Annotated in this window: 10 protein-coding genes; 5 read left to right on the top strand and 5 right to left on the bottom strand. The window is 32.1% G+C overall.

Translation table 11 applies throughout. The features are described from left to right. Window positions 1-295 precede the first annotated feature (295 nt). From F1Z66_RS10280 to F1Z66_RS10270, 3 genes are all read left to right on the top strand, one after another. Window positions 296-2,203, top strand: coding sequence for a YncE family protein (locus tag F1Z66_RS10280; protein WP_149863532.1), 1,908 nt, complete (start codon window positions 296-298; stop codon window positions 2,201-2,203). A 1,850-nt stretch (window positions 2,204-4,053) separates the two neighbouring features. After that, window positions 4,054-4,509: a phosphoribosyltransferase gene (locus F1Z66_RS10275; RefSeq protein WP_149863531.1), complete on the top strand. Its 456-nt coding sequence runs from the start codon at window positions 4,054-4,056 to the stop codon at window positions 4,507-4,509. 683 nt (window positions 4,510-5,192) lie between these two features. Further along, window positions 5,193-5,984, top strand: coding sequence for a hypothetical protein (locus F1Z66_RS10270; RefSeq protein ID WP_195907526.1), 792 nt, complete (start codon window positions 5,193-5,195; stop codon window positions 5,982-5,984). A 392-nt stretch (window positions 5,985-6,376) separates the two neighbouring features. Here the strand turns inward: F1Z66_RS10270 and F1Z66_RS10265 are convergent, their stop codons facing one another. Then, window positions 6,377-6,910 carry a hypothetical protein gene (locus F1Z66_RS10265; RefSeq protein WP_149863529.1) on the bottom strand — a complete coding sequence of 178 codons (534 nt, stop codon included), beginning with the start codon at window positions 6,908-6,910 and terminating at the stop codon, window positions 6,377-6,379. A gap of 414 nt (window positions 6,911-7,324) precedes the next feature. Here F1Z66_RS10265 and F1Z66_RS10260 point away from each other — a divergent pair, with 414 nt between their 5' ends. Next, a complete protein-coding gene (locus tag F1Z66_RS10260) occupies window positions 7,325-7,795 on the top strand; it encodes a pyridoxamine 5'-phosphate oxidase family protein (RefSeq protein ID WP_149863528.1) in 471 nt (156 codons plus the stop codon). A 363-nt stretch (window positions 7,796-8,158) separates the two neighbouring features. Further along, entirely contained in the window at window positions 8,159-9,340 is a 1,182-nt protein-coding gene (locus F1Z66_RS10255) for a site-2 protease family protein (protein ID WP_149863527.1), read from the top strand. Window positions 9,341-9,675: 335 nt separating this feature from the next. On the opposite strand, the gene F1Z66_RS10250 is transcribed toward F1Z66_RS10255, so the two are convergent. The 4 genes from F1Z66_RS10250 to F1Z66_RS10235 all read right to left on the bottom strand — a co-directional run bounded on the left by F1Z66_RS10250 (window position 9,676) and on the right by F1Z66_RS10235 (window position 12,538). Then, on the bottom strand, window positions 9,676-9,903 hold the full coding sequence (locus F1Z66_RS10250; protein WP_149863526.1) for a hypothetical protein: 228 nt from the start codon (window positions 9,901-9,903) through the stop codon (window positions 9,676-9,678). Between the two features lie 169 nt (window positions 9,904-10,072). Beyond that, window positions 10,073-10,486 (bottom strand): PQQ-dependent sugar dehydrogenase, encoded by a 414-nt coding sequence (locus F1Z66_RS10245; protein WP_195907525.1) that lies wholly within the window; start codon window positions 10,484-10,486, stop codon window positions 10,073-10,075. A 44-nt stretch (window positions 10,487-10,530) separates the two neighbouring features. Next, window positions 10,531-10,866: a PQQ-dependent sugar dehydrogenase gene (locus F1Z66_RS10240; RefSeq protein ID WP_149863524.1), complete on the bottom strand. Its 336-nt coding sequence runs from the start codon at window positions 10,864-10,866 to the stop codon at window positions 10,531-10,533. Window positions 10,867-11,824: 958 nt separating this feature from the next. Beyond that, the gene (locus tag F1Z66_RS10235; RefSeq protein ID WP_149863523.1) at window positions 11,825-12,538 is read right to left on the bottom strand and encodes an HAD family hydrolase; all 714 of its coding nucleotides are present in this window, start codon (window positions 12,536-12,538) and stop codon (window positions 11,825-11,827) included. Window positions 12,539-13,037 lie beyond the last annotated feature (499 nt).

Here is a 13,037-nt window from a genome sequence, read left to right as displayed (position 1 = left end):
TTATTTCTCTAATTCTTTCTGACCATTGTATAATAAATAACCTATCTCCATCTTGAAGAGGGATAATATAACTTCTATGTTGTCTCTTCTTAACTCCAAATATGATGTTTCACCTTAATTTCGCCCATTAGACTATCAATATTCTATTCCTTTATTGGCATAATAGAGGCATTTACATTCAATATAGCAAAAGATATAAATAATCCGTATGCTTGAAGGGAATTTGGATGTTTTATGAAATATTCTGTCACTTGGTGACCTGATTTAGGATGGGATGATGAGGGGTGTCATTATCTTGTTTACCATTTTTCTATTGTTTATAATTATGTTGTACAGTCTGTTACTTTTTAGTAATAATGGTAATGTGCTTGGACAAACTCTTGAGAGTATAAATGAAAAATACCATGTAACCAATCCTCGATTAGAAGTAGGACTTGAGCCAAATGAAGTAAAGGTTGATAAATTTTTAAACAAAGTATATGTATCCAACGAACGTTCTAATTCCATTTCTATATTGGATAGTAATTCGGGAACCTTAAAAGAAGTTTTTATCAACACAATACCTCACGACGTAGAAGTGAATGATAAAATTCATCATGTTTACATTTCTGGAAAATCTCCATCAAAGACTGTCTCTATAATTGATGGAAGAACCGACAAGTTACTACAAACTTTATCATTAGACCAAGAACCACTCGATATAGAGGTCAATGAAAAAGAAAGCTTGTTATATCTAGTGAATAAAAATGGTGTGATGCTGATTGATGATAATGGTTCCTATCCATTATCCATCGATCCGATCAAGCGATATGATGTGGATGCAAACTATTCTAAAATTGCGGTAGATGAAATTGCAAAAAGAGTCTATATAATTAATCAAGATCCTCCTGAATTACTCGTTTTTAATAATGATTTACAACTATTACAAAATTTGTCTATTCCAGATAAAAAGGAACCACTCGATATAGAGGTCAATGAAAATGATCATTCTGTTTACATAATTACCGAGGATGATTTTTACAAACAAAATAATAATAGTCAGTTGTTGGGCATCGAGTTAAAAAACAAGCCACGTGCACTGGAGGTTGATGAAAGTAATAACTTGGTATACATAATCTCTGACCATGACATTTCAATTATGAATGGGACTGCAAATGCCAGAATAGACATGGTAATTCCTTTACCGTTGTCACCATTAGAATTAGAAATTAATGAGAATATCAACAAGGTATACATATTGTCTGAGTATGGTCTCTACTCACTGGACGAAAAAACAAATAACTTGACTACTATTGGCTTATCTGAGTCGCTATCAAACATTGAGGTCAACGAGAATTCTAACATTGTTTATTTAACCTCTGAGGAGTCAGATAGTCTTTTTGCAATTCACGGTCCCAAACACAAAGTTGCTGTTGGAATTAACTTTAATGTCTTTCCGTTTAATTCTGGTAGGGTCCTGTGCGGTGATGATAAAATTGAATATCCTTTAAATCAATATTTGTATGAAGAACCTGGAATAACGTGTTTAGCACAGGCAAATAATGGCTTTGAATTTGTAGGTTGGAGTGAGAATATTGGCTTAAATATTACGAGACCAATGAAACCATGTATTGAAGGTTCTCATGGTTTTTTTGATTTTATATTGAGTCCAATACAAAAAACTTTGCAAATTTTTAATGATGCTGCAAAAACATCTTTTTGCTTGACTCAATATGGTACATTCACCGCAACTTTCAAAGAACTGCCCGACCCAATTCCTGCACAATACTGGATTCCTTTGTACGGTATCCTTGTTTCGACTGTTATCGGATGGTCTATTCCAAACATAATAGGATGGGTGAAATCAAAATCCGATATAAGAAAATCTAGTCTTCATCATAATAAAATAAAGTCTCTCTACAAAGCAGGTAAACGGGATGATTCTGATATTGAATTACTTAATCAACTAAAAGATGATCTCTCTGATTCATTTTCAAAAGGCAAGATAAATCAAATTCATTATGCATATCTGAAAGAAGAGTTATCCATACTCTATCAGGAAATCTTTGCCAAAAAAATCGATGCCATGGATGATAGTAAAGAAATGAATCTTTCCCATAAAATAAAATTAATACGAGATATTCGGGATGCTTATTCTAAGGGTAAGTTAACGGAACTGCACTACAATATACTTATGAACAAGATATCGGAGACAAAAAAATGAGTAGTTTATTATTATATAAGAACATGATGTTTTGAAGAGATTGTTTTATCTGATTGAATCATTTATCAAATTTGTTGTTAAAATAGCATATGTGTAACTAACGAAAATATTAGGATTTATTTTTACTATTTTTGTATCTTTTGTGCTATAATCACTAATGAGAGTACTATAGCCATCAATTCGATTGATTTCCTAAATTTAGATACTGTGGATATTCTTGGTCAAAGCGTCAAATATGCTATGATGGTAAATGGATGATACCCATAGGGTCCTTAGATATCGGTGGTGGCTTGATTATAGGGACAATATTGAAAATGAAGATAAAATCGCTGTGAGGAAGATATTGATCAGCCACTTGCAATCATTGCAAAAAATCGATGCCGTGCAATTCAAACATTGAAAATGCTTACGACAACATACACACCCACTTTGAACTCCTTTATATTGCAGTCAATGAGTTAAACTCACAATCAAGTTGATCTATATCTGTTACTAAGTCAAGTTCATGATCTTAAGATAAGATAGAAGACTAACGTTAGTGCGATGTATTGTTTTGTGGATGGTAATGCGAATACGATCTCATAAATCTTAACCATATTCTTATTGCTTAAATAACTTATCCATTATATTATACAGGAGCAATTTAAGCAGGTTAAATCAAAGCCTATAAAATAGTTTACTCAGTTAATCCGATCAAAAAAACATTATCAAAATCAGTTCTTGTAGTTTCTATTCTCAATATGCTCAAAATACATTTGACCTTATACCATGGTACGGTTAGAGCGATTTATTCAAAATTATTTATTGTACCATTTTAAATGGAGATCTATCAAACGACTAAACAGAAAAAATACTTGAAACCTGAGATTGGAGTTTTTTGACTTAAAAATGAAATTAAGCCGGGTAAAGATCAGAACAACCGCATCTTTTTTGACTCTTTCAAACAAATTGATTCGAAATTAACAAGTGGATTTTGATCTTAATCTTGTCTTGAAAGTTTAAAAAAGATTTTGTCAATATCTTAGTATTAATCTGCTTTGTATCCCATCAGTCGATCTAGTGATATTTTAGGATTATATGTATTTGGTTTTAATGGAGTTGATGTTGTGATGGTGTATATAAAAGGATTTACTATAGTCTGCTTTACCAGATTTCTGCCTTTATAGGGAAAATCTAATCCCTAGAAAGAATCAAAACAGGATAGTTGGATTACAACTGATGATTACTGACGGGATCTGAACACCAATAGACTAGTTGTCAACAATCTAAAGCATATTTTCTTTTACATCTTAAAGTAAGATTTATTCAGTTATTTCATTTATGTCTGACTATAATTTTAATTAAATTTTAATATTATCTTAATATTTCTTGTTATCTTTGAAAGTATATGCAGATTTACACCTGAATCAGTATTGTTGTTGTTTTATCAAAATTTAATGCTTATAGGTATTTTGTTAGCATTTCTCACGTATTTATTATTTTAATAGTTGCTAAATCAATAAAGATACCTAAAAATAGCCTCTCTATATCATACCGGTCACTTATAGTACAACCTCTTAAACATATGTAGTTTGTTCTAAAACTAAAAAGAGATATTATTTTCCAAATTGATATTAATACCATAATTATAAATTAGCAATAGTTTTTATTAATTGCAGATTTGCATTAATTTTTTCATTATATTCTGCCTTTTGCAATAAGTTATTGATTACAATTATGAGAACCAAATGATCTCGTTTTTCAAATAACTTTCCTGTCTGGTTATTCATAAGGCAACCACTTTAAATTCGGATATATTGATATGTGATTGTTAATATTGTTGTCCTTGCTATTATCCTCATAATACTAATTTGAAATACAATCCGAGGACTAGCGAAAACACCTCTATCAAGGAATATTGTAATTGGGAGGATATTAGCCTTCTTACAAAAATTGTCGTAGACAAAGTGCAAAGATCCAAAAAAAAATATGATATAATATTGGGGATTACGAATGGGGGGATTATTCCTGCAAGATTGATCGCGCAAGAACTTGGTATTGATCATATACAGTTTATCCCGGTTAGATACAAGAAGTTACTTCCAAATGAGATGCCTACTCTTGATGTCACTAAAGAATATCTAGTTGTTGATGATATTTATGATACAGGGGATATTTTCACTAAGGTATACAATGCACTGCGCCATTTTCATTGCGACTATGCCTTTTTAATGAAGAGGTTTGATAACATTATTGAAAATAGGCCAAGAGTATTCACAGGAAGAATCCTGAATCATGAAAAATGGATTGTCTTTCCTTGGGAATGATGAAGGAGTACAAGATCAGGTATTTTGCCTTTATCCACACATTCATTAGGGATAATAGTATTTACTAGTCACTATCAGCGCCAAAAATCGTAAATCATGTACTAAAAATAAACAATTGTCGATTGTATTCCCACACTCTTCGAAGTTATTATGGTAGATGTCTATTAATCAAAAAGAGATTTCTCTCTTTCCAATGATAGTGTCTTGCTGAATATGAAAACTTAAAGTGAAAAGCAAGAGAAACATGATTCGGGCAATTGCTTTATTCTTTCTACCTTTGAGTAAAAATTGAAGTCAAGTTAGAAGCAGTCATTTATTCAGAATCTTTTGTTATACTCAATTTTATTTAATCAATTTAATTCATATGATCGGGTAAGATTAAAAATTGTACTTATTTTTGTTTATTCTAGTAGAAAGTAAAGATTGTGATTTCAGAAGTAATGACACGGATGTATCTTGTGAATCTATCTTTTGTTATCATAAAAACTAGGTTTAAATGATTCTCTTGCAAGTAATGGAGTTTTCTCAATTGTCTTAAAGACAATCTTTAATAACCATTGCCTTTATTATCTTTAGTGAGAAAAAAGGGCCCTGCTTCAACCAAGTCTTTATTCAATCTTTGTTATGCTAATCAAGTTTTCATTTTCATTGGATTTTCTTTGATAGCACTCATGGCGTACAATTTGAATGATAATTTGGTATTGGCTTCATCTTATTTTATCAATTCCAATATTGACTTTAATCTGAAAAATTATGATCAACCGAAAATCTTGCTAGCCGCTGTTGATGATAACACATCATTTTCCGATTCTTCAAACGCTGATAAAGATACTTCCAATAATTTTAATCCTAATGATGATAACGACAACAACAATAACATGATGGATTCTTTTGGAACTGAATCTAAATTCGGGAAAGACTTGAGTGGAAAGTATTCAAATTCCAAATATGGTGTAACAGAACTTATGATTCCAAATGGGTGGTATGCCACAGAGAGTATGAACGGTTACAATGGTTTAATTCTGACTATACTTCCAGCAAAAACCGAGGATTTTTTTACACGGTTAAATACTCTATCTCAAAATGAAATACTTCCAATTATGAATCTAATAATACAAGACAGAGGAGATCTGAACGAAAGACAAAGGACATTCCTACTGGGAGGGGAACCTTCGACTCTTTCAACCACTTGTACTGAATTAGAACCAAATTCCACTTCTACAATAGCTGACAAAAACTTTCAGGTTTCTACGTTGAATTGTTCAACATCTGATAACGATCTTACTCCAGGTAGTATTGATTTTGGTCATGATGAAATTATAAAGTCTTACAAATATGAATCACCTACCACGATTTATGTTCTTCAGTTAGTATTATCTAGTGAATATTCTGCAACCAACCAGTTAGAGTCGGCTTCGCTATCTAGCTTTCAGTCAAATATAGACAATGCAATTCAAACACTTAGAATTAGGTAAGAATGTAGGCTTTTTTCAGCCATAAACTTTGTACAGTTTGGCAGGAATTTTATTTTCAACAGGGAAACTAAAAAACACCCTTTTACAATAATCCTTAGATCTAGATGTCGAACAGAATATTGGAATACTTGAGTTGTATCAAGACTATACCTCAATAAGTTAAATCATCTATTGATGCCTAACAGATATATCGACTGTTCGTTATCCTCTTTTTCTAGAAGTTCAAAATCAGTAAATCTGATACTCGAAGATAATGGATTAAAAGATACTTTTAGTCTTTATCTTTTCTATTCGCTTGGTGACATGTTATTAATCTGTTATTTAAGACTTCTATATGTCAAAATGTTAAAAAAATAGTGATAGAATCTCCTGCTTCCAATGGTTTACATTCCTCATTTAATTACAAAAGTCGGAATATCACACCAAAAGTTGTTTAATATGTTACTAAAGTTGCATCTGATTTCTCTTGAATCACCTATTGAAGGAGGAGTAATTCCAACTGGGTGTTCTATCTTGTCTAGTGCATACGTTAATACGGATTCTATCTTATCATTGATTTGCTCTTTACTTGCAAACGGATTGGCAATTGCTGTTGAATTATTATTTATTGTTAGATCATCTGTACTATTTGTTTTAATGTACCCTATAGTATTTGATTTACTAAAGTCGTCAAGAATTGTGCTTATTAGTGCCGACTTAGCGTTTATAAAGTCATCTGCAGTGCCTGTCATAGAATAAGTGGTATCAAAGTATGTACCAATATAACTAGCTCCGTCACTAATTGTGAAATCTCCTTCAGTTGCTTTTGAAACCTGGATTGTATAGTTGGACTGAGCATGTGCAGTAGGCACTAATACATACATAATTATAACTCCAAAAACTGTCAGAACTTGACCCAACAGTGATTTTTTGAATTTACTCTTCATATCATAGGTCTGAGCGTAATGGATATAAATATATCACAAATACTTTGGTTTCACCGTTAATAACCTTTTTATAAATGAGGATTTGTGATACAAAACAAATCATCTAACAATATGATGTCATGATTTTCTAATACCTGTTGTTTCTTATTTTGACTGTCTAGTAACAAGTCTTTCAACACTGTGGAGTTATTTTATTTCTCATGCTATCATTACCACTATTACACACTGTATGTAAAGTAATATCATCATTTAGGGATTACATTCGAATCCAATAGTCTTTAATTCCATTTGTCGAACACAAATTGATTGTTAATTTATCTCTCAAATCTTATTTTCTATGACCTTACTTTATACCTACTATAACTGGATTAATTAAAAGAGAACTTTTATGTATTTACTACCCTACTTTATCCTATGAAAGTCATAAATGCCAGTTCTGAAATTCCTAACATGACCAGTGAAGAAGTAAACAAATTTCTTGAAAATAAGTTGAACTTGCAGTTAGCTACTATAGATAGTAAGGGTGACCCAAATATCCAACCAGTTTGGTTTTATTATGATAAAAGTGCTGAAAAACTTTGGATAAATACTTCCAAATCGGCAAGGAAGACACAAAACATAAAAAAAAGATCTACCATTTATTTTTCTATAGATGATGAAAATCCTCCAGTTCGAGGAGTTAAAGGAAAAGGAACCGCTACCATAGTAGATGATATGGATATGGTTCTTCCCATGGGAGAAAAAATTTGCATGAAATACCTTGGTACACTGGATCATCCAATTGCAAAAATGATATTTGAAGAATCAAAGCAGGGTGAAGTTGTACTTATTCAGATTACTCCAAAGTTTTTTTCGACCTGGGATTATGGAAAATTGTCATTCTGATCTTTCAAACCCGGCTACGTAAATTGTATTCGGATAGCAAAAAAGTCCTCGTAAACCTTTTTCCGTGTCCAATCTAATTTCTTTACTACAAGCCGATCAAAAATTTAGTATGAAAGACGTTAATTTATTGAATTGATATTATTATTGACAATATCAAAGAAAGAGTCATAATTTGTTTCCTTAATGATATTGTGGATAATCGAAAAAAAAGTAATGTGTAGTTTCGATGGATAAACAGTATCTTTATACTCTTTATCCATCGTCAATTGAACCAACAAATACTATCTCAAACACATTGACAAGATTTGAGAAATAGATAGTTTATAGCATCAGTATATTAGTTTTATTACAAATATTAACAATATGTCTTTGCAGGTCGCGACTATAAGACAAATTCCAATCAAGTTGCACTTTTCACTCATTTTGGTGTTTTTTCTAATTAGCTGGACTCTTGCTCAGGGTTTTATGCCCCAATATGCACCTGGATTAAGTCCGGCACATTACTGGCTAATGAGTGTATCTGGGACTATTATCTTGTTTTTCTCTGTCTTGATTCATGAGCTGTCTCACTCTATGGTGGCAAGGTCCTACGGGATTAGAGTAAAACAAATCATGCTTTTTATTTTTGGAGGTATTTCGGACATTGAGGAAGAACCTAAAGAGTTCCGAAAAGAATTCAAAATGGCTATTGCGGGGCCGGCAGTAAGTTTGGCCCTCTCGCTAATATTTGCTTCATTTTGGTGGCTAACAATATTCATGATGCCAACTTCTTCTGATTTGGTTGAAGATGTTGGTACAGATGTTTTAACTATGCTAAATGGTGTAATTTACTACTCTGCCATACTGAATTTGATTTTAGGTGTCTTTAATTTGATTCCTGCATTTCCCATGGACGGTGGTAGAATCCTCAGATCATTGTTATACCGTAGGAACAAGAATTATGACAAATCTACTCGAATTGCTGTAAAGATAGGCATAATAATTTCTTACTTATTTTTTGGATTAGGATTATTGACAATTCTCTCTGGATCTTTTGTGAGTGGATTCTGGATTATATTAATAGGATGGTTCTTGCAGAATGGTGCGCAATCCTACATACATCAATATGACATTATGAAGATGCTATCTCGTATAAGATTAGCAGACTTGATGAAAACAAATATTATTTCTATTCCGGAAAATACTTCTGTTAGTACTATGATTAGGAATTATTTCAATATTTATATGAAAAGTTCTTTTCCAGTAACTAAACTAGACTATCAGATTGTGGGATTGGTGACTCTTAAAAGCTGTACTGATGTTCCAGAAGCAATGAGGGATACCACATTAGTAGGTGACATTATGATTCCAAAGGACAAAATAAGATTGATGAATATGAATGATACTGCTGAAAAGGCCCTTTCTATTATGATAAACGAAAAACAAGATAAAATCTTTGTATGTAATGATTTTGATATAATTGAAGGTATAGTGAGCAAAACAGATCTGATTGCAGCAATGGATGAAAAAAAATCATCCTTTGTTGATCAGGATAAGAGCTTCTAGATACAAAATTCAATTTCAATTCTGAAGCAATGGTTAACATCTTTTTATTTAGATACCTAACTTTAAAATAATATTGTAATTTTATGTTATTCTTCACAATAACAAATTATCTTATTTATCTCTCTGCCCTGAGTGATATAGCAAAACATATGATCTAAATAATGGAGGCATCAATATTAGATCCTTTTAGAGGAAACATATTACCTTGATTTGGGCATTCTGATAAAAGGGCTGGTTTTGTTGTTAGGGTGCCTGGATTTAAAATATGAAAACTGCATTTGTATTTCTATCTAACGCTCAACCTAGGTACTTATATCTTTATGCAACTACAATTTTTAGTAATTATTTGTTATTCTATATAAGACACCTTGACCTTCGTCACTCCTACTATATGTTAAAATATAGAGATCATCATCGGGTCTTGTTTCTATATCTGTGATCCCTTTGAATCCGCTACCTATCGTTATATAGGAAATCTCATCTTGATTGGTTGCGACTAAATCATTGGCTAGTTTGGGGTTATTATCAAACTGTAAGTCACTTGTGTTCGGATTAACTTCCAAGAAAAATAATTACCACTAGTTATATCTCCTACGAATATATTGTTTTCATATCTTTTACCGACATTGTCAGAATTAACGAATTCCAGATCAGTAACCCTTCTGGACTGTTCCCAACTTAAAACCGGATCAGAATATCATGAACCTTGAGTGTAGACTAAGTCGTTCTCTGTTACTCCCGCCGATCTTGAAATAGGTCCCATAACCAATTTCCAGCCGCTATTAAATCCTGGTCTACCATGTTTATTTCATCGTAAAGGTCTTGGCCGTTTTCCGCATCCCATAATTTGACTGTAATTGGATCAAAGTCAATACCAAAACTGTTCCTTATTCCATATGCGTGATATTTTGCTATTGACGCACCTTTACTATCATTCTTTTCAGCCAAGAACGGGTTGTTATTCGAAGGTGAACCGTCAACAGGATTTACTCTGAAAATGGCTCCACTATTATCAGGTAATAGGTCATATTTAATATTCTGCAACTGTCCTTCTCTTTGAAGTTCGCCAATTACAGCATAAAGTTGGTAATCTGGGCCTATTTTGAGTTTTCCACCTTGATGATTTATCCCTGGACCTGCGGGCAAATCCAAAATCATGAGTGGATTCGTGAGAAATTATCCATCCCATATTATTTATAAATTCTATTTCTTAATCCATTGCTGTTTGATGAGTCAGGTGTTTCTTGATTCATTAATTTACTAGATTTAGTAACAAAAATAAATACACTAAAGTTATTCTCTTGGTTGCTTGTTGAATTTGAAATCGTTCCAATATTGTCGTAAATGGCTATCCCTAAAAGTCCTCTTTCGTTCTTGCTACTTACATCCTTTAACTCTAATAACGTTTCTCGACTTGTAGGATTGTCAAGGTTCAGCTTTGAAATAGTACCTTCTTTTTGAGTAAATAGTATTGAATTGTTTGATAAAAATGCCATACTAGTAGGTGATTGTAGTCCCTCAGCCACGACTTCTATTATTAATGAGGGATCGGTGATCGTCGGTAGTTCTTGTGAAAAAACAGGAGTATCGTTACTGCTCAGACAGAGAGATGCTATTGCGATTAAATATAATAATATAATTTTTTGGGGTTAAAAAAAGTATATACCGGGGTCTATAAACCTCTTGATAACTGTATCCACATGATCCATGGGGTAATATGTTATTAAAATATTGTATGAGCAAAAAATTCGCTTCTAACTTTAATTGATATAATAAATCGACCATTTTAAATGTAACTGGATCAAAAACTTCATTGTGATCCGGCTGTTCGAGAATTGTTGCCTTTGGCAATTAAAACAATTACCTTTATTTATTGTCAAAACTTTTAATTCCAAGATGTTGATGGATTGAGCCGCGAGAATAATTCATAAAATAAGCCTGTATTCTTTTAATATAAACATATAATCTTTCCGGTTTCTATATACTCGTTATCACTTGCTGACAAATGTGTTACAAAAAGTGAACTATTATGGCACAAAGATTTTAACTATTGACAGAAAAGAATGAACATAATAATATCTGAAATTATGTATAATGCTAAAGGTAGTATGGATCCAAATTTTATTACTCCGTCGCAGATTTAAAGTCATATTCATACAGACTTTGATATTGCTGATGATTTTGTGGTGGGAAATTAAAGGAAACGAGAATTTGACCACATGCATTCCCTTGTATGATTTTTCATGGATCCATGAATAAGGACAATTTATTTTGTAAGGATTGTCATGGTATACATGGTATACATGCTATAGAGTCTCATGTTTCCTAGACTGAGTTAAAGATTTTAGAATCTTGATTTATGTGTAAATTTAGTGTTCGTGTAGAGAAAACTGTGCATTTCGAATCAGATTTTTTGTAAGCTATTAATTTGGGGTGTTTATGAATTCTTTAAATCATCCACATTATATTATTTGAAATCTATTGCTATTTTTCATAGATCCATTTCAGAATACAATCCCTTGTTGATTTAGTGTTTTCAAAAATGTGATCCACAAATCTCCCTTTGATTGGAATTGGAAGAAAACGATAAAAATCATCTATTGTCAACGGAGTGTTGTTCAGTGTAATGATATATCGCACGTTGGCTCGATTTGCCGCAGCAATTCCAAAGGGAGAATTTTCTACTATTAAAGCATCTTTGCTGTGCAATTTGGCTCCTTTAATTGCTTTTATGAAGGGCTCAGGGTCTGGTTTTCCTTTGGTTACATCGTCTCCCGTAATGATGATGTCAAAATTCTCGATACCGATCATTTTGTCTATTATATGAATAACTTCTTTTCTTGAGGAACCACTTACAACTGCTTTGATGCACTTTATTTGTGCTAGGTCCTCTAACAGTTCTCTTGCTCCATCAATCAACTTTACATGTTCAATTTCCTTAAAGATTTTTTTCTTGAGACTGACTATTTTATTTATTTCTTCATCGCTGATTGATGATTTTGGAGGATTATGTTTGAAAATCTCTAATAGAAATTCCTCCGCTGGCATACCTTCAAGCAGGTAAATCCATTTCTTATCTAGTTCGTAATCGATTTCCAATTTTAGTGCTTGATACATTGCTTCTGCATGATAGGCCATCGAATCAAGTAATACTCCGTCCATGTCAAAAAAAATTCCCTTCATCGAATCTAATGACAAAATATCAGTGTCATATAATTTATTATTCTATAGATGTATAAATTGCCATTTCTCCTTTAGATGTCAAAATTTTATACAGCCTAGTATTTCTGTTTAAAATTAGAATTTATTTTTGTCAATTTTGGTCGGCTTTAATTGGTATGTTAGTTTTTCGAGCCGGAGGGAAAATTATTGTCGTAACTGTTATCGACATTCTTGACAATATTGACGACACAATAATTGATTTTTAACTTGACTGATATTTTACTTAATTTAGGATTATTTATTTATCGGCTTGTACCTAGAATCATTTTATGAATTCTTTAAGATTTATTTGATGTTATTACTAGTCAATATTGCATTATACTATTTGTAGGGAGATAAGATTTATGGCGCCAATAGTTTCTATGTGTAGGGAAACCTATAGAATATACTGATCCGCGAAGATCTCGTTCATTGGAATTATAAATCGTTGAGTGGTTTTATTATTGTGAACAATAAAAAAAGTTTATGATCTCTA

Origin of the sequence: Candidatus Nitrosocosmicus agrestis (assembly GCF_008389435.1) — an archaeon.
Taxonomy (GTDB): domain Archaea; phylum Thermoproteota; class Nitrososphaeria; order Nitrososphaerales; family Nitrososphaeraceae; genus Nitrosocosmicus; species Nitrosocosmicus agrestis.
This window is presented reverse-complemented; position numbering and strand designations above follow the sequence as displayed.

Excerpts from the sequence above, each read along its gene's own strand:
- F1Z66_RS10265 (WP_149863529.1), bottom strand. The coding sequence starts at position 6,910 with ATGAAGAGTAAATTCAAAAAATCACTGTTGGGTCAAGTTCTGACAGTT.
- F1Z66_RS10260 (WP_149863528.1), top strand. The coding sequence starts at position 7,325 with ATGAAAGTCATAAATGCCAGTTCTGAAATTCCTAACATGACCAGTGAA.
- F1Z66_RS10255 (WP_149863527.1), top strand. The coding sequence starts at position 8,159 with ATGTCTTTGCAGGTCGCGACTATAAGACAAATTCCAATCAAGTTGCAC.